Genomic DNA, 21,482 nt, shown 5'->3' with positions numbered 1-21,482 from the left:
CTGCACAGAGCATGGTCAGTGATATAAACCGGCCATGCTCTAATATCACCGACAGGCTATACGGCTTATGAGCATTTACCCTAAGCAACAGCAGGTTTCCGTCACTTCACCGCTGATTTCATTACGCCTGAAAGCAACGCATAGAATTCAACCCAGGCCTGTTTTATCTCTTCGGTAAATTCTTCTTTCAAACTCGCCCCCAGCGTATAAATGAGCGCCGCGCCAACGGTATCATAATATTCTTCCTTAACCCCATAGTTGACATGGCGTAAACTCAAACTCTGTAGCGTGGGGATCAACCGTTCGATGTTTTCTAGCCCTTTAACACCCAAGGTCAAAATATCTATGAGCTTCTTCCTTTGCACATAGGCTTCCGTTCTAAAAAGAGATCTCAGTGAAGGATCTAAAGTGAATAATTTTTCATAGAAAATCTGTGCAGCGCTATCGGCAATCGGGCCAACTTTTTTCCAGCTCTCTTGTATCAGCTTAATTCTATCCGCACTCAATCCCACATCGGTTTTAGGTTCTGAAACAATGCGCGAATCCTCCCGAGCCTGGCTAACTGAGTGGAGCTCTCCGTTTCCTGCCTCTGCGGCCCCTGAAGTAGATAACGATGACAACCCTTCATAATCCGTAATATTATCATCAGCAAGCTGTTTTTTTACCGCCTCCGCAGCGTCTGACAACGCTGAAGAAGCAGAAACCAGATTGAGATTCACATAGATCGATGCTTTGTAGTGAACTTTTCCATTGACGATCGAACCCGATATTTCAACATAGGGTTTTGGGTTTGATAAAATCTTCCCCAGTTCTATGGCCGCGTCTAAACCTTGGATAATCGATTTTCTGCCCAAGTAAACAGAAACCTTTTCATCGATATCTATATCAATCTCTAATCTACTCACGGCTGTTGGCATCGCATAATTTACAATCGTGCTTTTCGTTAATACGCTATTCGGTATCGACACGATATTATTCGCTCTGGTCAATAAACGCGTAGCACGCCAGTTCATTTCCAACACCTGCCCTTCAATGTTATCTATTTTTATCCAGTGCAAGAGTTTAAAAGGGCGCTCCAGACTTAAAATAACCCCGGAAAAAGTGTCTTGAATAAACCCTTGCAGGGCAAGCCCTAACACTATTGTCAGCAAACCAGAGGCCGTCCACAGTGTCGTTAATGATTTTTCAAACACAAAGTGCAACAACAGTACCAGGGTAAAACCGTATATCACCAGAGGTATCAAGGTTCTTGTGATTGCAGGAATCGGCTGACCGGTACTCTTTGATAAGGGTTCCCAAACAAACTGCGGCAGAGTCAGATGAATGATAACCGCAGGGAGTATCCACCAGATTGACTGCACCGCATCAACAATAAAGCTCATCTTATCTTCGGCAAGATGATGGGAGACTTCTTGTATAAAGAAAACTTCAGCCGAGTAAAAGATAAGAATGCCGATGAAAATTTCCAGTACCACCTTCACTTTTGGTGAGAGCCGGTTCTTTGCAAAAACTAAAACACCTGTAGCAATAACAATAATAGCAATGGTGTAATGCCATGATGATGCAGGGAAAATGGTTCTCACCACATTCTGTGGTGAGAATGTCATTTTATTCGCGCTGACTTTTGCCACAATCACTTCAGATGCCTTGTTTAATCCTGAATAACGTGGATCGCCATAGGTCATATCACTTGAATTACTGGTTGTGACGCTCGTAGAGGCTAGAACCCATCCAGAAGGCAAAGTTATCCCATTATCAACCTGCGTAGCTCCTGGAAGGAGTTTGCCATAAGTGGGCATATTGGCTGAATCCAGCACCATATGATAATTAGTACCGTCTTCGTTTTTAATCGCCATTCTTATGACAAAGTCGTATAAATCTTTAGCCAGACCTTCGGAGTCTACTGCATACGAGAATTTCTTTTTAACATGATATAATCTATAGCGATTATTCCCATCGCTCACTGACTTTTCCGGCTCACCTAATGGAATAGCCTCAAATGCATCAGGAAAAGTGATCGACTTCGGGTTAAACCCCACGGAGGAATTTATCCAAAGATAAAAATCCGCACCAAATGAGTTATTATTAACATCAATTGAATTTATTTTATTAATATAGATGCCTATTTTCACCTCTTCACTGTTTTCTTTATCGCCATGGAAACTTTCCGCAAGCACGCTGCCAAACATGGAGAAAGAAAAAATAAGAAATAAAAAAACAAACTTCAAACTATAGTTTGACACTTTAGCCATAGAAGATGAAATATGCTTCATATCTATCACCCAGTAGTATATGGTTTTTTAAAAATATAATAATACTCATATAAAAACACTGAGTTATCATCAGGTTATTCACTCAACGCTAACCCATGAAATTTAAAATTCACTCCTTGCTTTTATTTGTATAGCAAAGCCCCCCTCTCCTTGCAAGGAAACAACAGCCGCTATTATGATTAAATTTGTTACGGGCAAGAATGTTCAAAAATACCTATATTCTTATTATGTCTAAAAATAATATCTATCTATAGAAAGACATGCGGTTTTAGTCCGGCAAAACCATCATTCGCCGCCAAAACCAGCAACCGGTGATACTCCAATTTAGTAGAGCACCGGCTGCTGAGCAGCCATTCCTGTGGCTTTTTTGCCTTGTACCACAGATACCTATTCATTAGGGAGTTTTTGAGAACTCCGGCGTGCTGCCACTCATCGCTGATTTAGCACACGTTTTCATTCCATTGAATCTCACTCTCTAATATTTCCAGAAGATCAGATACCTGTGGAGTACCGCCATAAGGCTGATAAGCATTATAAACCGCTAATCTCAGCCCTTTGGCGATATAAAGCTCTTTTCTGGCGAAAATACGGTTCAAATCAGCAATAACTTCGCTATCAAATTGTATCGACCTGAACATCTCACTGCGGAATAAAGCGTCAACGTCATCCAGCGCGGCTTCCTGGGGCAAATCAGCCGCATCGGCAGCACTGTAGCATTTATAAATAATATTGAATGCCTTCTTAAACTGTTTCTTAAATTGCTTATTTAGCATTTCAAGATGTTTCTTCTCAGCATCTGAAACATATATTCGACGATAAGCCGCTAAGGAATCATAAAAATTTTTTAATATCTGTTTACGACGTGAGGAGTGATAACGCTCCAGCTTATATTTTTTGTGCATGATTTTGTAGATATCCACCGGCATCTCTGGGTGAAGGCGAACAAAAGTAGGTAGCACACGAAACAGATAAGCATTGCACAGACAATCTTCACTGCCGCAAACGCTATCAAATAGTCGTTCCCAGATCTCATAAGCTGAAAAACCCTGCTCGATATATAACGTTTGCGCACTGTTATAGATATAAAAAGCTTTATGTAGCTCCTCTAACTCAGGTTGCTTTAAGTCCTCAGCAAAAAGAGGGTATTCTGCATGCTGCCTCATCAGGCGTTTTAATGAAGCAAGGTCCGGTTGGCTATTCATACCATCCGCATAGCCAGCCAGAGTAAAACTGTGCGGTGATGGACAGAATGCCAACTGCAAAAACAAATACATATTACGCGGCAATTGGCGGATTGGCAGTGCGGTTTGCCGTTTCAGCCAGTAAACGATCTCGGCAAGAAACTCACTGCCATGATACTGAGATAAAAAGGGTTCAGACAAAATAAAGTCATGCCAGAACTCTTTGTTATCACGTGATCCTGCATCAGCCAATGCGTCTAACAAAGTACGTAATACGCCACTTTCCGGCAGCGGACGCTGTTGGTCATCCTCTTCTTCAGACTCAGCTTCCACTTCACTATCTTCAGCCAGAGATAGCGGCTCGATTTGCTCATCCGTAACAGTTTCTACAATCTGTTCTGCTTCTGCTTCTGCTTCTGCTTCTGCTTCTGCTTCTGCTTCTGCTTCTGCACGGCTATTTTCATCCGTTTTATTCTCAGCATCTGCTGCTGCTCTATCAAGATAGAGCTCTATAGATTGAAGTAGATCAGTGACGCCTTTCTTATGCGTATGTTGCTGGTAAGCGCGATAAAGTGCGGTAGAAAGCCCAAAAGCGATATAACGACTTCGAGTACCGAAAAACTCCTCGAAATAGTTTAATGTTCTGGCTTCAAATTGAACGCTTAAAAATAGCTCTGAAGCAAATAACTGCTCTGCTTCCGGTAACATCGCTATTTCAAAATAGAATGCGGCACCAGCGTCTTTATATTGGCGCCAAATATTCCGGAAGGTTGCAAATAGATGTCTCATCGATACCGCAAGCTGCTGCTCTTGGGCAAGATCGACAACCAGATCGCTGCGGTACTCATGCAGTGCTTCATATAACGGTTTAAGAGCCGGTTTACGGCTGGATTGATGATAACCGGCCAGATCAAAAACTTTATACATTATTTTATAAACATAATCCGGCAAGTCAGGATTACAACGAACAAAAAATGCCAGTAATAAATAAGTTTCGCTACGGCCACGGGTATGATAATTAGACTCAAGGCGATTCAGCAGGCTGTACCATACGGATTCCATCGGTTGTAAGCGACTTCTGGCATGTAATTTCAGCACATCATGATACAGAGCAAAAGCTTTGCGTATAAAATAAAACTCTTGCCGTTGAGTATCTTTTTCAATATAGGCGTAATGTGGGTGCTGTTGCATCACTGCAATTAACGGTGCTACCTGTGATGTATCTGTCTTATGATCATCAACCACCGTATCAAACGCCAATAACAGATAGATATACATATTTCGCGGCAACTGAGCCGCAGGTATTCCGCTTTTTTGGGTTAAACAATAAACCAACAGTTGCAAAAAATCATCATTAAGCTGAGCTTGTAAAAATTCGGCCGAAAAAACAAAATCATGCCAAGCCTGTTTACTATTTCGCTGTTTATTATCGCTTAAGATCGCCAATAACCTTTGCAGTACCCCCTTCTCAAGCATCAATTCCAGGCGATTTTGCTCCGCCTGACGAAAAATGGAATCAAAATCAGGCAGCTCTGCATTTTCAGATAACGTTACTGGCTCGTCTGATTCAGTTGTTATCTGCTCATCAAACGCAGTAACAGGCGGAGTATTCGGTTGAAAAAATTGACGTTGTATTTCTTTTTCGGGCAGTGGCGAAAAATGACTGACGCCCATACTCGTCGCTCTATGATCCTGGGCGTACTCTAAAGCCCGTTCGTAAGCGGCTCGCAGTTGCAAAAACTGCTCAGGTGCATCATCAGGGTGACAGTGCTTAGCCTGCGCCGCATAGGCTCGCTTAATGGCACGAATATCCTGCGTTTGCGCAATATTTAAAATATGCCATATACTCATTCTTCATCACCCTGGTCGGTGTCTGGCATAAAATCACTAGGCTGACGATTGCCGATAAAATGCTGTTGGGTTAACTGTTCAAAATAATCCGTTACTTTCTTGCGAGCCTGACGAATTCGATGAGGCCGCTGTGAGTTTAACGCCTGATTAAAATACCCCAGACAGCGAACAATGTTTTCACGCACTTCCCCCAAGCTTTCGGTATACAGCCGTTCACCCCATGCCGATAACAAGCGGTTTTGTTCATCTTGCGCCGGATGCAATTTTATCTTTTCAAGCTCAGCCAGCTTTTGCTGAATATCTTCCTCTGTCAACGTATTATATTCACCGATGATAACCACTTGTTTACGCACCTGCGTTTTTTCATGGGAAACCTCCACCTGTAAAATGCCGTTGATATCGTAAGAAAAACGCACTTCAACACCCTCTACACCGGCCGGTGCTGAAGGAAGCGGCATATTCAGCTCACCCAAACAAATATTCTCGTCGGCATAAAACTCTTCCCCCTGATAAATAGAAATATTCAGGCTGGTTTGCCCATCATGCAATGTAGTGAAATATTTAGAGATACTGGAAGGCAGTAGACTATTACGTTCAATCATCATCGCAACGTGAGCGCGCAGATCGGAACGATCGTTTTTAGCGCCAATGCCTAAACTGAAAGGGCAAACGTCGGTCATCATGATATCGCGGATTTCACCGTTACGGGATTTTATCCCCGCATAAATACCCGCCCCCTCCGCAATAATGACATCTGGTGAACGCGTTAGCGTGGGAGCTTTGCTAAATAGCCGGTTTACATAACCACGGACTATTGGCATCTTTGAGGAGCCGCCGACCATAAGTACATCATCGATACTCGAAAAATTACTGTCTGCCAGCGCCCGTTGAATAACCTTTTCGGTACGCTTGAGTAACGGCATGAAAATTTCTGCCAGCAACTCCTGAGTTAACAATATTGAATAGGTTTGATCTTCAAGCCGCAAAAACATATGCACTTGCTGCTGTTCACTCAGCTGTTGCTTACACAATTCGGCATTACTTTGTAATATGGCTTTGGTTGCCGGGGAAAGCGTGCTGTATACCAGCTGATTCTGCCGGCAGAAATAATCTACCAGCAGGTTATCAAAATCTTCCCCGCCAAGGTGGTTGTCCCCCGCTACGGCAATAATTTCAATAACGTTATCAAAACAATCCACCACCGAAACATCCAGCGTCCCACCGCCTAAGTCAAACACCAAGAAGGTTTGATCTTCACCGGTATTGCTCATTCTGGCAGCCAGTGCAGCCGCAGAGGGCTCATTGACTAATCGTTCAATATATAATCCTGCCAACTGAGCCGCTGCCTTTGTTGCGCTACGCTGATTATCATTGAAGTAAGCCGGAACACTGATAATCGCTTCAGTGATGGGTTGCTGCAAATATTGCTCCGCGTCTTCACGGATTTTACGTAATACCATCGAAGAAAGTTCTTCGGGAGAAAACTGCTGTTCCCCTAATGCGATCTTGCCCGTGGTTCCCATCCGTCGTTTAAAGCAACTGGCGGTTAAATGAGGATGAGAAATCAGTCTTTCTTGAGCGACTTTGCCAACCAATAATGCACCATCATCATCTAAACCGACTACGCTGGGCGTAAGATAATCGCCCAGCGCATTAGGAATTAAAGTGACTTTATTATCTTGCCATAATGCAGCCAGGCTATTGGTGGTCCCCAGGTCAATACCAATTACTGCCATTTATCATTCATCCTTTTCACTTTAAATATTAATTTACATTTTTATTGATTGATTATTACAATCACTATTAGCAAATAGATATTTTTATAGCTCAACATTATTATCATTAAGTTATAATTAACTTTCTAATTTTAAACGTTTCTGTTTTTTATTACTTTGATATCTATCAACGTCCGGTTGTGATGGCTTTTGATAGTCAAAGATAAGTAATCGCGCTGTTGAAATCGGCTAACTGTGAATAGGCAATACTCATAATGGTTTGATTCTGATATGTTTTCGAAGCATCCTCCCGCAAGCATAGGTTCTCTCCCCCGTCAAACAGAGGCATACATTTAAGGCCGGGCCTGAATTTGACATTATTCTAAGGAGTGATTTACTTTGAAGTGAAAGCCATTTTGACAGTCCAATTATGCTTTAATCAGTTTATATGCGACATGAACTCTTAACTCTTTCCTATTGATAGAGGATTTCCTCATGAGTTTACCGTTACTCGGCAACATAAAATGCCGCAGCATGCTGTCCGTTTTGCTACTTTTCGCTTCGTTATCCATACCTTATCTTTCCGCCGCACCTACAGTAAACAATAAAAATGAGTTGGAAACGGCTCAAACATTCAATCACATTAAATCAGATCCTAATCTTCTCATTGCCTTTCTGAGAGAAATGCCCAAAGGAGGCGATCTGCACAACCATTTATCTGGAGCAATATTTGCAGAATCTTATATTGATTGGGCCATCAAAGATAAACTGTGCCTTGATCCTAAGTCACTGAAAATATTTGCCTCTGAGCAAGGTTGCAACACCGAGAATCCTTTATTGAAAAGCGCTCTGGCAGCGGATGGTTCTCATTATGGTCGATTAATAGATACCTGGTCAATGAGAAATAGCGAATACTCTAATCAAAGTGGTCACGATCACTTTTTTTCCGTATTTGGTAAATATTCTGCCGTATCAGGTTCACGCACGCCAGATATGCTCGCTGAAGTAGCTGCGCGCTCCGAACATGAAAAACTGAATTATCTGGAATTAATGCTGACACCGGATAACGGCGACTCCCAAGCAGTGGGAAAAACGCTCAATTGGTCACCCGATCTGGCTCTCCAGTTAAAAAACCTGCTCAGTTATCAGCCCAATACCGCAAATGCTCCCCCCAGTATCGCGGAAATCGTCAGCCAGACAAAAGCCCGCTTTGATGACATAGAAAAGAATGAGCGTAAAATTTTGGCCTGTAATAGCGATGACACAAAACCCCAGCCTGCCGGTTGCGCTGTGACTACCCGTTATCTCGTCCAGATAAGCCGTGGCTCGCCTTTACCACAGGTATTTGCACAAATGGTTATGGCTTTCGAGTTGGCAAAAGCGGATCACCGTTTTGTCGGCCTCAATCTTGTGCAACCGGAAGACAGTACCGCAGCACTCCAAAATTTTGACGAACAAATGCGGATGCTCAACTATCTGCGCAGCATTTACCCTATCGGCCATATCAGTTTGCATGCTGGGGAACTGGTCCCGGGTTTATCACCACCGGAATCATTGCGCCATCATATCGCCGATTCCGTGCGCATTGGCCACGCAGAACGTATTGGCCACGGCGTAGATATCATGAATGAAGATAATCCCTATGCGATCTTGAAAGAGATGTCAGATCGCAACGTTTTAGTTGAAATTTGTTTATCAAGTAATAAAACGATTCTTGGTGTCCAAGGAAAAAGCAGCCCACTCAGAACCTATTTGCAGTACGGGGTGCCTGTTGCACTCGCCACCGATGATGCAGGCGTTAGCCGCAGTACAATTTCCCAAGAGTACCAACAGGCAGTAGAACACATTGGCGTGACCTACCCTGAACTCAAAAAAATGGCACGCGCCAGTCTCGAACACGCCTTTATCGAAGGAGACAGTCTGTGGGTAAACGGCAAATCCTTTACCCGGAAAAATGTCTGTAGCAACACGGCGTCGGCCACTTGTACCGCCTTTATACAAGCCAATCCCAAAGCTCGGTTGCAATGGCAACTGGAACAAGAGATTGCCGCTTTTGAAAGCAAATATTCACAATGTTCTGGTAAAAAAGTCTGTACTGAAGGGGGGAATCCGCGGGTGCCAGCTGACAGAAGATCCCTGGTGAACGCATTCTAAGCCAATAACAACCTCACTACCTTCTCGTGGATATTGCCACAATATCTGCACCGGCCAGCTAAGTGACCACGCTGGCTGGTGCAGCCTTGATAGAAAAAAACGTTTCCTGACACAAAACATTCTGGTATTCAGCGCTGTAATCCGTACCATACAGCGCATAGCCCTTATATTCGTCATATTTCAAGTTGCATGTGCGCTGGCTGCCTTCCTGTAACTCGAATTATTGCGAATACAGACACTTCACATGTAAGAGAAACACGTGGTAAACCAAAAAGATCAATACAATTTAAATAAATTGCAAAAACGCTTGCGCCGCAACGTGGGAGAGGCCATCGCGGACTTCAACATGATTGAAGACGGTGACCGTATTATGGTCTGCCTGTCTGGTGGTAAAGACAGTTACACCATGCTGGAAATCTTGCGTAATCTGCAACAAAGTGCTCCAGTGAGCTTCTCTCTGATTGCGGTTAACCTTGATCAGAAGCAACCTGGTTTCCCAGAGCATATTCTGCCTGAATATCTGGAAAACCTGGGCGTGGAATACCAAATCGTTGAAGAAAATACCTATGGCATCGTCAAAGAGAAGATCCCAGAAGGTAAAACCACCTGTTCCTTATGTTCACGCCTGCGCCGTGGCATTCTCTACCGTACCGCCACTGAACTGGGGGCAACCAAAATTGCTCTGGGCCACCACCGTGACGATATTCTGCAAACATTGTTCCTCAACATGTTTTACGGCGGCAAACTGAAAGGGATGCCACCCAAGTTGATGAGTGACGATGGCAAACACATCGTAATCCGCCCGCTGGCTTATTGCCGTGAGAAAGACATTGAGCGTTTTGCTGTTGCTAAAGCCTTCCCGATTATCCCATGCAATTTATGTGGCTCACAGCCCAACTTGCAGCGTCAGGTGATTGGCGAGATGTTGCGTGATTGGGATAAACGCTATCCAGGCCGCCTCGAAACCATGTTCAGCGCTATGCAAAACGTGGTGCCCTCACATCTGTGTGACACCCACTTATTTGATTTTAAAGATATTCATCACGGTAGTGAAATCGTTGACGGCGGCGACCTGGCATTTGATCGAGAAGATATTCCGCTGCACCCCACAGGTTGGCAGCCGGAAGAAGCGGATGAAAACCAGGCACCCGCGTTTGAGCGCCTGAACGTGCTGGAAATTAAATAATCTTCCTGAATCCGCCTGTTATCGCAGGCGGCCCCTATTCTATTCCCCCCTCAATTTTCGATCCTGTTCACAATTCACGCATAAAATACCTGACAGCAACTCCTTTATATTTTACTGTTAATTTATACAGTAAAATATAAAGAGGCTGACCATGAATATTACCCCTTGCTTGTCTCACGTCTCAGTGGGAACCAATAATTTTGATGCCGCTGCGCAATTTTACGACCAGATCCTGGGGGCGTTAGATTGCCAGCGCGTCATGGAACACCCAGGGGCCATTGGTTATGGCCGTAAATACCCTGAGTTCTGGTTGCAAATACCGATAGACGGCAAAGCCGCTGGAAGCGCCAATGGGGTACACATCGGTTTTTTTGCCACCAGCAAGCAACAGGTTGATGAGTTTTATCAACGAGCTATCGCCGCGGGTGCCAGGGATGAAGGGGCTCCAGGTTCACGGCCACACTATGGGGCAGCGTATTACGGTTGTTTTGTCCGCGATCTGGACGGGCATAAAATAGAAGCCAGCTTCTGGGATGAAAGCGCGGCGTAAAAATACCCTGGGTTTTAAGCAACTACGATATTGTTATTCGCTCCATCGCCTAGTCTATTTCATCCCGATGAGAAAACTACAGAAAACAAATACACAAAAAAATGCCGGTGATCAGACCGGCATTGTATGAATCAAATGTGCTATGCAGTAATTCTAAATGTTAGAAAGTAAGACAATTATGGAGCGCAACGCCCATCGCTTGACGTTGCATTCACCTGCGAGAGAAATCATGCCGCACTTTTCGTCAACAAATGTTGATATTGCTCAACTTTAACCGTGTTTTATCACTATTTACGTTATAACCAGCGGCTGCGCCTCAGCCACCAGGCTACGCCAGCAACCAACGCCATCAGCATGAAACAAAAAGAGGCAAAAGCCACCGGGCTACCGCTGCCAGGTATCCCCCCCAGGTTCACACCAAATAGCCCTGTCAGGAAAGTGCTTGGCAGGAATACCATCGCCATTAACGACATGGTGTACGTGCGGCGGTTCATGGCATCGGCCATCACAGTGGTGATTTCATCAGACAATATTGCCGTGCGGGCGATACTGCCATCCAAGTCATCCAGCCCACGCCCCAGACGATCTGCAATCTCCTGCATACGGCGGCGATCGTCATCACTCATCCACACCAAACGTTCGCTGGCCAGGCGCGCGAATACGTCACGCTGTGGCGTCATGTAGCGGCGCAAAACAATCAACTGTTTGCGCATTAACGCCAATTGCCCACGCTCTGGGACGCGTTGTTCCAACAACGCATCTTCCAGATCAATAATCTTATCGTGCAACTCTTCAATAAATTCGCTGGTGTGGTTGGTCAAGGCATCGGCTATATCTACCAGCCAGCCTCCGCTACCGGTTGGCCCTGTACCGCTTTGCAGTTCATTAACCATTTCATCAATGGAATACACTTTGCGATGCCGGGTTGAAATAATCAGTTTATCAGTCATATACACCCGGAACGTGACCAACTGATCGGGCCTGGAATCAACATTGAAATTAATTCCACGCAGCGTAATCATAGTGCCATCACCCAAACGGCTAACACGCGGGCGCGTGCTTTCACCAGATAGCGCTTCTCTTACCACATCAGGCAATAACGGTGTCGTTGCCAGCCATTCAGCGCTCGTCGAATGGGCATAATCAAGATGCAACCAGCAAGGCTCATCGCGGGTGATTTTATTTTCATAGTCAATCGGCGTTATTCCTCCTTTGCCGTCGAGTTGATACGCATAAACCGCATCAGGCACCTGTAGGTCACGCCCCTCAATGACATCCATTCAATAATCCTCGCTGTCTGACCGTTGTATAAAAACTCTAACAGTAAATGCTAGACCGTTATTTCCTCACTGTTCAACTTTAAGCCGTCTTTTTATAAAAAACTGCACCTTACTCAGTTGGGTGTCTAACTTTTGGGGTGCAGTCCACACCAGCAGGGCTCTGATTGATCAAAAACCTGAAAATCAGTGCTGCAAAATGTACATTTCCTGGCTATAAGCCACGTCTTCCGGGTTAGTGCTCGGGTAGCCTTTCACCCAAGGTTTGATCAAACGCCCATTCGTATATTGATAGATCGGCGCAATCGGTGCCTGCGCGACAATCATCTGTTCCGCCTTATTATAATCATTGCTCAATGCTGCCGGATTCGTCTCGCGGCTGGCTTCGGCCAACAGACGATCATATTCAGGGCTTTTGAATTTGGCGATATTGCCGCTATGCGTAGACGTCAGCAGCGAAAGGAAGGTGGACGCTTCGTTATAATCTCCTACCCAAGAAGCACGCACGACATCGAAATTGCCCGTATTACGGCTATCAAGGTAGGTTTTCCATTCCTGATTTTGCAGTTTGACATTTACCCCCAGTTTTTTCTTCCACATTGATGCAACGGCAATGGCAATCTTCTGATGGCTTTCTGAGGTGTTATACAGCAGTGTCAAAGTCAGTGGGTTATTTGGGCCATAACCCGCCGCCTGCATCAGTGCCTTCGCTTGAACATCCAATTCTTCTTGGGACTGTTGCTGTAACAGGTTGGTTTCTGGTTGGAAACCCGCAGTGACATCCGGGGTAAAGTGATAGGCTGGCTTCTCACCGGTACCCAACACTTTCTCAGCAATAATTTTACGATCGATGGCATACGACAGCGCCTTACGCACTCGTTCATCGTTGGTTGGCGCGCGTTGCGTATTGAAAGCGTAATAATAAGTACCCAGTTGATCCGGGGTGTACACTTGGCCCGGAATATCCTTCAACAACTTTTGATACATGTTTTTCGGGAAAGATTCAGTAATATCAATGTCGCCAGCCAGATAACGCTTGGTAGCATTGGATTCCTGATTAATAGGAACGAAGGTGACTTTCGTTAATACGGTCTTGGCATGATCCCAATACTTTTCGTTCGGTACTAATACCAGTTTCTCGTTCACTACCCGATCTTGCAGTTTGAAAGCCCCATTACCGACCAGATTGCCCACTTTGGTCCAATCATTACCAAACTTTTCAACGGTGGCTTTTGGCACCGGGAACAAACTAAAGTTGGCGGTCAAGCTGACAAAATACGGCACCGGCTTATTCAATCGCACTTTCAGTGTGTGATCGTCCACCGCCGTTACGCCAAGTTTATCGACAGGCAATTTGCCAGCAATGATTTCATCCGCATTCTGGATACCAGCCAACTGAGCAAACCAGGCAAATGGTGACTGGCTTTTCGGATCAACTAACCGTTGCCAGCTGTAAACGAAGTCTTTTGCCGTGACAGGGTCACCATTTGACCAACGCGCATCTTTGCGCAGCGTAAACAAATAGATCTGGTTATCCGTGGTCTGCCAGCGGGTGGCGACACCAGGAATCACCTTGCCATAAGCGTCCTGATTCACCAGCCCCTCAAACAAATCGCGCGCCACCTGGGCTTCTGGCAACCCCACCGCTTTGATCGGGTCCAAAGAAGCAGGCTCATCTTTGATATGGCGAACAATTTCCTGCTTCTCGGCCAACACGCTACCAGAAGGAACCTGAGCGGCCATCACATTGCTCATACAGGCACCGATTACTGTGGCACAAAGCCCCAAACGAAAACCCTGCTGAATTTTTCTTATCGCCATTCTTGAGATACCCCAATTAATCATCCGATTCTTTAAAATATACGCGTAATACGGGTATTGCTCTTTAGGAATGAGGATCAATCATAGAGATGAATACTAACAATCTGATAGCTGAACTCTTCACCTTCCTCTTCATCAAAGATAGTGAAAAAGCTATTTTCCTTCAGTGGATTAAGTTGAATATCGGTTTTCTGCAACTGACGTGAATCAACATCGTCGTAGCCATAATCAAGGAAAAACTCACCTTTCTGATGATCAACGTGCAGGGTGAATGGATAGTTGGATTCATCTCCACGCCCGTCGTCATTCTTTACCACACCAAACCATTCTCCCTGGCGGATCTGGTTTTCCTCGTCCACACCACACAGCAACGTAATAGTGTCTTTGGCGTTTTCGCTGTAACGGGCAACTATTCTGGCAATCGGCATGTTAAATCCTCTTTCATTGTTAACATCTGCCGATAGTATAACAACAGGTCTCGCTTTATTCGCGCAAGACACTAGGAAAGATAAGCTAAAGCGTAATACACTGAATAAATTAACAATCACTCCGCATGGTAAAATACTTGGAATTGCAGTGTGATACTGGTAAGCCCCTGCTTTAAGCATGGAAAAAATATCTTGGCATGAAGGGACTACACCATGATTCAACACAAACCACGTAGTGAGCGTGGCCAACTGGCCGTTGCCGGTGAAAGTTACGGAAAATCACTGTTAGGAGCCCCATTGCTCTACTTCCCGGCAGCCTATGATGGCCCGGAAACCGGGTTGGTGATTGCGGGGACTCACGGTGACGAAAATGCCGCAATAGTGACACTGTCATGTGCATTACGCAGCATCATCCCTACACAGCTGCGCCACCATGTGATACTGGCGGTCAACCCCGATGGTTGCCAGCTTGGCTTGCGCTCCAATGCCAACGGTGTCGATCTCAATCGTAACTTCCCGGCCGCCAACTGGCGCTCTGGTGATACGGTTTACCGCTGGAACAGTGCTGCACCGGCTCGTGATGTGCTCCTCTCTACTGGCGGCAGGCCGGGTTCCGAACCCGAAACTCAAGCGTTATGTTACCTGATTCACCGCCTGAAACCCCGTTGGGTTGTCTCATTTCATGAACCACTTTCCTGCATTGAAGACCCCGAAAGTACCAGGCTGGGGGTTTGGCTGGCGAATAAGTTTGCCCTGCCACTGGTGACCAGCGTGGGTTATGAAACACCCGGCTCCTTTGGCAGTTGGTGCGCAGATTTATCTTTGCCCTGCATCACCGCCGAACTCCCCCCCATTTCTGCCGACGCCGCCAGTGAAACCTATCTGGAAGCGATGGTGGAATTGCTGACTTATCAAAAATAAGACCACGCCTGGGATACGGCGCAATCAAAGAACGATGGCGCCGCACTCAAAGACCAAGGCTGGTTCCGCATCCTGTGCCAGCCAAGTGGGGCCATCAAGATCAACAAAACGCGCGCCGGGCACCAGTGGCAATGCCGCAACGATCGCTCTGGAAGTACACAACATACAGCCCAGCATAATATCAAAGCCCTGTGCGCGTGCCTCAGCGGCCAGTTTCAGCGCTTCGGTCAAGCCACCGGTTTTATCCAGCTTGATATTGACCATCTGGTAACGCCCAGCAAGTTGCGCCAGATCGGCACGGGTATGGCAACTTTCATCAGCACAAATCGGCAGTGGATGAATGAAGTTTTCCAAAGCACCGTCATCCGTTGCTGGTAACGGTTGTTCCAACATCGCCACCCGCAAATCGGCCAACAGCTGACAGCGTGCAGCCAGCCCTTCCACCGACCATGACTCATTGGCATCGACGATCAACGTCAGCTCCGGCACTGCGCTGCGGATCGCCACCAATCTTTCACCGATCAGATGATCGTCAAGTTTGATTTTCAGCAAAGAGGCTCCTTGCTGTGCCAATTCTTTTGCGGCAAACGCCATGGCTTCTGGCGTGCCGATACTGACGGTTTGTGCCATGGCAATACGTAACGGAGCTTTGATACCGCTACGTTGCCACAGATCCTGCTCATTCAGGCAACATTCCAATGCCCAAAGCGCAGAGTCAACCGCATTACGTGCCGCCCCAGCAGGCATCAGTTGTTGCACATCTTCCCGCGTTGCACCTTGTTCCACCGCCGCCATCACGTTAGCCAACTGCGCAAGAACCGAGCTTTCACTCTCGCCGTAGCGCGGATAAGGTGTACATTCCCCTACACCACGCCTTCCTTGTTGTTCAATCTCGACCACGATAACTTTAGCTTCCGTGCGGCTGCCACGGGCAATCACAAACGCCGTATGCAACGGCCAGATTTCTGAGTAATAACGCATGTTTCTCATCATGGCTCCTGAACAAAAAAACGCATAAAGTCAGCCTACTGCGCAAAAGGGCTCTACAACTATTTAGCAAATTTTATATATCCAAGCCATCGTTGATAACTTAAACTAGCAGCCGATGTGAACTTAATGTTAATTAAGTTTGAATGCTGTAAATATCGCAAAAAGGAGCCGAACAATGACTCAGACCGTACATTTTCAAGGTAATCCAGTCCCTGTAGCAGGTAAATTGCCGCAGCAGGGTGAACAGGCCAAAGGTTTCACCCTGGTGGCTAAAGACCTGTCAGACGTCGCATTGAGCAGCTTCGCGGGCAAACGCAAAGTCCTGAACATTTTCCCAAGTATTGATACCGGCGTCTGTGCTGCATCAGTACGCAAATTCAACCAATTGGCTAGCGGGTTGGATAATACCGTCGTACTGTGCATTTCTGCCGATCTGCCGTTTGCTCAATCCCGTTTCTGCGGTGCAGAAGGCTTAAGTAATGTCGTGACGTTATCCACTTTGCGCGGAGGAGAATTCAAATCAGCTTACGGTGTTGAAATTGCCTCAGGCCCATTGGCCGGTTTAGCTGCCCGTGCAGTGGTGGTGCTAGATGGCCAAGATAACGTGCTGTACAGCGAACTGGTGAACGAGATCACCTCTGAACCAGACTATGACGCCGCACTCGCCGCGCTATAATCAACCTGTTGATGTAAAAAAAGCCCGCAGCGGGCTTTTTTTATTGATTAAAAACGCATTGAGACTATGGTTCTTCGTTCTCATCCAAAGGCTTTCGGCTACTGAGGCCATACTCACGCAGTTTGTTGGCAATCGCAGTATGGGAAACCCCCAAACGCTTGGCCAGCTTGCGTGTGCTGGGATAAGTGCGATAAAGGCGAGTTAACACTGAACGTTCAAAGCGTTTGCTGATATCATCCAGCGAGCCGTCCAGCACCTCATCCCCCAACGGCATCTCCACTTCAAATTCTGGCAGAATGATGTCCTGCGGGCGCAACTCATCACCATCCGTCTGCGTTAACGCCCGATAAATGGCATTCTTCAGTTGGCGCACGTTCCCCGGCCAACCGTATTTGCAGAGGAAAACATTGAGATCGTTAGCCAGCTTTGGCCGCGCCACGCCTTGTTCATCCGCAAAACGCGCCACAAACAGTTCGGTCAGCGGCATGATATCCTGCGTGCGCTCGCGCAGAGGAGGAATAGTGATGGTCAGCACGTTAAGACGATAATAGAGATCTTCGCGGAATTCACCGCGCAGAACCAGCTCAGTCAGATTTTTCTGCGTAGCACAAATCACCCGCACATCTACATGCACCTCATGCTCCTCCCCCACACGGCGGAATGTGCCGTCATTGAGGAAGCGCAGCAATTTGGTCTGCATACGTGGCGACATCTCACCGATTTCATCCAACAACACCGAACCGCCGTTGGCCTGCTCGAAGAAACCTTTCTTACCTTCCAGCGCATTGGGATAAGCCCCCGGCGCATGGCCGAACAATTCACTTTCCACCACATCATCCGGCAAAGCCGCGCAGTTAAGCGCCAAAAATGGCTGTTTGCCGCGCGGGCTGCGCAGGTGGCAAGCTCGCGCCAGAATATCTTTGCCGGTGCCAGTATCACCAACAATCAGTAACGGCGCATCCAGCATCGCCAGCTTACGGGCCTGCTCCAACACATGGCGCATTTTGGGGCTGACGGCCACGATATGGTCAAATTCGGTATCGTCGTTCACCGACAGATCTTGTAACTGCCGGCCCATGCGTGCAGTGGATCGCAGCATGACGACCGCGCCAACGGCGTCACGTTGCTGGTTTTCACCTTCAAGATAAATCGGCGTAATGTCCATCAAAAAATCCTGGCCGCGGATCACCACCCGTTCAGAATGGGGCTCTACATTCTCGCTCTCCAACCAGCGGCCAAAATTATAGCTACCGATCAGTTGGGCCACTGTCTGGTTATGTATCTTGTCTTCACTGAAGTTGAACAGCACCTGCGCCGCCGGGTTGGCAAGCTCGATTTTGCCGCGCATATCAATAGAGAACACCGGCTCCGGCATCGACTCTAACAGCGCCCGCAATGCACGGTGCTCACGTTCGGAAGGCATAAAGCTGACGGTTCGCACATCCGTCACGCCATTGATACGGCGAATCTCGGCCATCAGAGCGCGAAAGGTGTCAAAATCTAACTGGGAAAAATTAAGGTAAATGCGGCCGATAGGATCAATTTCAATGCCGCGCAAATCAATGCTGCGCGATACCAAGAGATCGAGTAGTTCTCGAGTGAGACCGAGGCGGTCTTCGCAAAATACTTCCAAACGCATCAGTATTGGCCTTATCTCTGCTAGTGCGGGGATGACTGGCGATGATGATACCTTCTCCCCCTAAAGGGAAGAAGCGATCTGTCAGTAAAAGTTGACAGAACTCTGATTTATCGTGGTTACCGATGATTTTGAGCACTCGTATAATAACACCATCAGCGTCATTTCAGCTTAATTGTAGAGTATTATTGCAACATAAATGCATTTATAAGATAGATATTTTGTAATTATGGGAAAATCCTCTTGCGTCAATCAAGTGTTACAAACTCATACCAATGGTGCGTCAAGAGAGGTTTTACCCGTTCGCTCTCGCTGGGGTAAAGAATGGGGCTGCCACCGTTCTGGCGCAGCCCGCGGTGTTATTTAGCGCTGCTACTCTTCATAGTGTCTTTCAACTGAGCAACCAACTGGCTGCGAAAGTCACCTAACTTCGGCTTATCGTCTTCCAGCCAAGGGAGCGGACGGCACAATTCCATCGCCTTAATCCCCAGACGCGCCGTCAGCAAACCCGCGCCAATCCCCTGCGCTGCCCGGGCCGACAGCCGCGCAGCAAGATCCTGCGACATCCAGTCCATCCCCACTTCCCGCACCAGCTCGGAAGCCCCTGCAAAGGCAATGTTCAACAATACCAGGCGGAACAGGCGAATACGGCTGAAATAACCCAGTTCAATGCCATACAGCACCGCGATACGATTAATCAGGCGAATATTACGCCAGGCAATAAACGCCATATCGACCAACGCCAGCGGACTGACAGCGATCATCAATGCCGATTCTGCCGCTGAACGGCTGATTTCACGCCGCGCCTGATTGTCCAACACCGGCTGCACCAATTTGGCATACAGTGCGATCACTTCACGATCGTTTTGGGTTTCATGTAACGAAGCCTGCCAACGCTGCAACGCAGGGTGCCCCTGATCCAGTCCAGCCTGACGCGCCAACTTTTCGCAGAACTCACGCCCTTTCCCCAAACCATGGCTGTGCAACAGTTCACGCGCTTCATCGCGTTCTTCTGCGCGCTGCCGCAGGCGGTACAGCCGCCGCCATTCGCCCACGACCGAACCAAGCCCGGCGAACACAATCAAACCACCGGCAATGCCACCACCCAGTGCGATCCAATCTTGTTGCACCCAGGAGGTGTACCCCCACTGAATGCCTTGTGCCACCACGCTGGCGCCAAGCAGCAGCACCCCGGCATTAACCATTTTGCGCCATAGGCTACGTTTGGGTTTTAGTGCCGCATTGATAATCCCCTCAGCGCGCCCTTCTTCCTGTTCGGCTTCCCATTCGGGGGCCGCAGGATAAAATTTTTCTGCTTGTAATGCGTCAAATGCCACTCCGGCACGCAGCAGCGGTTCCTGTGGCGGTTGCAGCGGTTCGGCAAAATCGATCCGCGGTTTTAATGGCTCGTTCATCGCAATTTATCCCCCAGTAAAAACTCCATCACCGCATCCAGGCGAATGTGAGGTAGCGGGCTGTCAACATTCATTGCCCGTGGGCGGAATTCATCAAAATGAAACCCTTGTTTCTGCCAGAAGCTCGAACCCGGCAAACGGGCTGGCACCTCCCCAGGAAAAACGGTCAACGCAGCACCATCATTCAGGCGCTGGCCTTTCAAGGCTGGAATACGCTGCCCGTGGTGCTCAACCATACCGCTTTCTGTCGCCTGTACCGAAGCCAGCCCGACACAGTCCATACTGATGCCTTCAAATGCGGCGTTTTGCCAGGCTTCCTGCACCAGCTGCTGCAACAGTGACACCAGATTAGCGTGTTGATCGGCGGTAATATGATCCGCTTTGGTGGCTGCAAACATCAGTTTATCGATAGTGGGCGAGAATAAACGGCGGAACAGCGTGCGTTTACCGTAGTGAAAACTTTGCATCAATTGGGTCAATGCCAACCGCATATCATTGAATGCCTGTGGCCCGCTATTGAGCGGTTGCAGGCAATCGACCAGTACAATCTGGCGATCAAAGCGAACAAAATGCTCTTTATAGAAGTTTTTGACAATCGACTGGCAATAATAGTGAAAACGCGCACGCAGCATACCGAAATTGCTGTGTTTATCTGCTTGAGCAAGCCGTGATTCCCCTGCGGCATCCACGTTTGGCCATGGGAAAAATTGCAACGCCGGGGCACCGGCCATATCGCCCGGCAGGACAAATCGCCCTGGCTGGATAAAATGCAGCCCTTCCGCCTTGCAGCGCAACAGATAATCCGTGTAAGCCTGCGCAATCGCTGCCAGCCTGTTTTCATCGGCGGGAGCCAGCGGATCGAGCTCTTGGCACAGTGCTAACCAGGGTTTGGCCCACTCTGCGCGCTGCCCCTGCAATAACCCCCCCATCTGGCGCGACCAGGCCCAATAATCCTGTTCCAGCATTGGCAAATCGAGCAACCATTCACCAGGATAGTCAACAATTTCCAGGTACAACGTGGATGTTTCTTTGAAATGGCGCAGCAATGAATCATTGGAGCGATAACGCAGCGCCAAACGAATCTCACTAACGCCGCGCGTTGGCGTCGGCCAACTCGGCGGAGTGCCGTAAAGCTGCGCTAGCCCTTCATCATAGGTAAAACGGGGGATGCCAAGATCGCGCTGAGGAATACGCTTCACGCCCAACAGGCGCTCTTCCCGCACCGGCGAAAACAGCGGCATACGTGAACCGCTGTTAACATGAAGTAGTTGATTGACGAAAGCGGTGATAAATGCCGTCTTGCCGCTCCGGCTCAGGCCGGTCACCGCCAAGCGCAAATGGCGATCCATACCGCGGTTGACCAGCGAAGTTAGTTCATTTTGTAGTCGTTTCATTGTTCTCCTTGGCT

15 protein-coding genes are annotated in these 21,482 nt (G+C 47.5%); 5 read left to right on the top strand and 10 right to left on the bottom strand.

Annotated features, from left to right (window positions below; all coding sequences use genetic code 11):
- Nucleotides 1-101: 101 nt before the first annotated feature.
- The 3 genes from Z042_RS25695 to Z042_RS15640 all read right to left on the bottom strand — a co-directional run bounded on the left by Z042_RS25695 (nt 102) and on the right by Z042_RS15640 (nt 7,041).
- A complete protein-coding gene (locus Z042_RS25695; RefSeq protein ID WP_081758407.1) occupies nt 102-2,273 on the bottom strand; it encodes a mechanosensitive ion channel domain-containing protein in 2,172 nt (723 codons plus the stop codon).
- A gap of 440 nt (nt 2,274-2,713) precedes the next feature.
- Nucleotides 2,714-5,305 (bottom strand): J domain-containing protein, encoded by a 2,592-nt coding sequence (locus Z042_RS15645; protein WP_024910747.1) that lies wholly within the window; start codon nt 5,303-5,305, stop codon nt 2,714-2,716.
- The gene (locus tag Z042_RS15640; protein WP_024910748.1) at nt 5,302-7,041 is read right to left on the bottom strand and encodes an Hsp70 family protein; all 1,740 of its coding nucleotides are present in this window, start codon (nt 7,039-7,041) and stop codon (nt 5,302-5,304) included. The genes Z042_RS15645 and Z042_RS15640 overlap by 4 nt, the downstream gene beginning before the upstream one ends.
- A 474-nt stretch (nt 7,042-7,515) precedes the next feature.
- Between Z042_RS15640 and Z042_RS15635 the strand changes: the two genes are divergently transcribed.
- The 3 genes from Z042_RS15635 to Z042_RS15625 all read left to right on the top strand — a co-directional run bounded on the left by Z042_RS15635 (nt 7,516) and on the right by Z042_RS15625 (nt 10,910).
- On the top strand, nt 7,516-9,174 hold the full coding sequence (locus tag Z042_RS15635; RefSeq protein WP_024910749.1) for an adenosine deaminase family protein: 1,659 nt from the start codon (nt 7,516-7,518) through the stop codon (nt 9,172-9,174).
- Between the two features lie 259 nt (nt 9,175-9,433).
- Nucleotides 9,434-10,360, top strand: coding sequence for a tRNA 2-thiocytidine(32) synthetase TtcA (ttcA, locus tag Z042_RS15630; RefSeq protein ID WP_154666977.1), 927 nt, complete (start codon nt 9,434-9,436; stop codon nt 10,358-10,360).
- A gap of 151 nt (nt 10,361-10,511) precedes the next feature.
- Complete coding sequence (locus tag Z042_RS15625) at nt 10,512-10,910, top strand: VOC family protein (protein ID WP_024910750.1); 399 nt, start codon at nt 10,512-10,514, stop codon at nt 10,908-10,910.
- Nucleotides 10,911-11,206: 296 nt separating this feature from the next.
- On the opposite strand, the gene zntB is transcribed toward Z042_RS15625, so the two are convergent.
- The 3 genes from zntB to Z042_RS15610 all read right to left on the bottom strand — a co-directional run bounded on the left by zntB (nt 11,207) and on the right by Z042_RS15610 (nt 14,436).
- Nucleotides 11,207-12,190 carry a zinc transporter ZntB gene (zntB, locus tag Z042_RS15620; RefSeq protein WP_024910751.1) on the bottom strand — a complete coding sequence of 328 codons (984 nt, stop codon included), beginning with the start codon at nt 12,188-12,190 and terminating at the stop codon, nt 11,207-11,209.
- A gap of 183 nt (nt 12,191-12,373) precedes the next feature.
- Complete coding sequence (locus Z042_RS15615) at nt 12,374-14,008, bottom strand: peptide ABC transporter substrate-binding protein (protein ID WP_037405780.1); 1,635 nt, start codon at nt 14,006-14,008, stop codon at nt 12,374-12,376.
- A gap of 77 nt (nt 14,009-14,085) precedes the next feature.
- Nucleotides 14,086-14,436 carry a hypothetical protein gene (locus Z042_RS15610; RefSeq protein ID WP_024910753.1) on the bottom strand — a complete coding sequence of 117 codons (351 nt, stop codon included), beginning with the start codon at nt 14,434-14,436 and terminating at the stop codon, nt 14,086-14,088.
- A gap of 213 nt (nt 14,437-14,649) precedes the next feature.
- On the opposite strand from Z042_RS15610, the gene mpaA reads away from it, so the two are divergent.
- On the top strand, nt 14,650-15,357 hold the full coding sequence (mpaA, locus tag Z042_RS15605) for a murein tripeptide amidase MpaA (RefSeq protein ID WP_024910754.1): 708 nt from the start codon (nt 14,650-14,652) through the stop codon (nt 15,355-15,357).
- A gap of 24 nt (nt 15,358-15,381) precedes the next feature.
- On the opposite strand, the gene ycjG is transcribed toward mpaA, so the two are convergent.
- Nucleotides 15,382-16,347: an L-Ala-D/L-Glu epimerase gene (gene ycjG, locus Z042_RS15600; protein WP_037405783.1), complete on the bottom strand. Its 966-nt coding sequence runs from the start codon at nt 16,345-16,347 to the stop codon at nt 15,382-15,384.
- Nucleotides 16,348-16,522: 175 nt separating this feature from the next.
- Between ycjG and tpx the strand changes: the two genes are divergently transcribed.
- Nucleotides 16,523-17,023, top strand: a complete 501-nt coding sequence (gene tpx / locus Z042_RS15595; protein WP_024910755.1) for a thiol peroxidase — start codon at nt 16,523-16,525, stop codon at nt 17,021-17,023.
- Nucleotides 17,024-17,087: 64 nt separating this feature from the next.
- Here tpx and tyrR read toward each other — a convergent pair whose 3' ends face one another.
- The 3 genes from tyrR to Z042_RS15580 all read right to left on the bottom strand — a co-directional run bounded on the left by tyrR (nt 17,088) and on the right by Z042_RS15580 (nt 21,468).
- The gene (gene tyrR / locus Z042_RS15590; RefSeq protein ID WP_024910756.1) at nt 17,088-18,662 is read right to left on the bottom strand and encodes a transcriptional regulator TyrR; all 1,575 of its coding nucleotides are present in this window, start codon (nt 18,660-18,662) and stop codon (nt 17,088-17,090) included.
- A 356-nt stretch (nt 18,663-19,018) separates the two neighbouring features.
- Nucleotides 19,019-20,074, bottom strand: coding sequence for a YcjF family protein (locus Z042_RS15585; protein WP_024910757.1), 1,056 nt, complete (start codon nt 20,072-20,074; stop codon nt 19,019-19,021).
- A complete protein-coding gene (locus Z042_RS15580) occupies nt 20,071-21,468 on the bottom strand; it encodes a YcjX family GTP-binding protein (RefSeq protein ID WP_024910758.1) in 1,398 nt (465 codons plus the stop codon). Before Z042_RS15580 ends, Z042_RS15585 begins: the two co-directional genes overlap by 4 nt.
- Nucleotides 21,469-21,482: the final 14 nt, after the last annotated feature.

Origin of the sequence: Chania multitudinisentens RB-25 (genome assembly GCF_000520015.2) — a bacterium.
GTDB lineage: Bacteria > Pseudomonadota > Gammaproteobacteria > Enterobacterales > Enterobacteriaceae > Chania > Chania multitudinisentens.
Note: the sequence above shows the minus strand (reverse complement) of the source record. Positions and strands in the feature narration are given on the sequence as shown.

Excerpts from the sequence above, each read along its gene's own strand:
- zntB (WP_024910751.1), bottom strand. The coding sequence starts at position 12,190 with ATGGATGTCATTGAGGGGCGTGACCTACAGGTGCCTGATGCGGTTTAT.
- Z042_RS15640 (WP_024910748.1), bottom strand. The coding sequence starts at position 7,041 with ATGGCAGTAATTGGTATTGACCTGGGGACCACCAATAGCCTGGCTGCA.
- mpaA (WP_024910754.1), top strand. The coding sequence starts at position 14,650 with ATGATTCAACACAAACCACGTAGTGAGCGTGGCCAACTGGCCGTTGCC.
- ycjG (WP_037405783.1), bottom strand. The coding sequence starts at position 16,347 with ATGAGAAACATGCGTTATTACTCAGAAATCTGGCCGTTGCATACGGCG.
- Z042_RS15580 (WP_024910758.1), bottom strand. The coding sequence starts at position 21,468 with ATGAAACGACTACAAAATGAACTAACTTCGCTGGTCAACCGCGGTATG.
- Z042_RS25695 (WP_081758407.1), bottom strand. The coding sequence starts at position 2,273 with ATGAAGCATATTTCATCTTCTATGGCTAAAGTGTCAAACTATAGTTTG.
- Z042_RS15645 (WP_024910747.1), bottom strand. The coding sequence starts at position 5,305 with ATGAGTATATGGCATATTTTAAATATTGCGCAAACGCAGGATATTCGT.
- Z042_RS15625 (WP_024910750.1), top strand. The coding sequence starts at position 10,512 with ATGAATATTACCCCTTGCTTGTCTCACGTCTCAGTGGGAACCAATAAT.
- Z042_RS15610 (WP_024910753.1), bottom strand. The coding sequence starts at position 14,436 with ATGCCGATTGCCAGAATAGTTGCCCGTTACAGCGAAAACGCCAAAGAC.
- Z042_RS15635 (WP_024910749.1), top strand. The coding sequence starts at position 7,516 with ATGAGTTTACCGTTACTCGGCAACATAAAATGCCGCAGCATGCTGTCC.
- Z042_RS15615 (WP_037405780.1), bottom strand. The coding sequence starts at position 14,008 with ATGGCGATAAGAAAAATTCAGCAGGGTTTTCGTTTGGGGCTTTGTGCC.
- Z042_RS15585 (WP_024910757.1), bottom strand. The coding sequence starts at position 20,074 with ATGAACGAGCCATTAAAACCGCGGATCGATTTTGCCGAACCGCTGCAA.
- tpx (WP_024910755.1), top strand. The coding sequence starts at position 16,523 with ATGACTCAGACCGTACATTTTCAAGGTAATCCAGTCCCTGTAGCAGGT.
- tyrR (WP_024910756.1), bottom strand. The coding sequence starts at position 18,662 with ATGCGTTTGGAAGTATTTTGCGAAGACCGCCTCGGTCTCACTCGAGAA.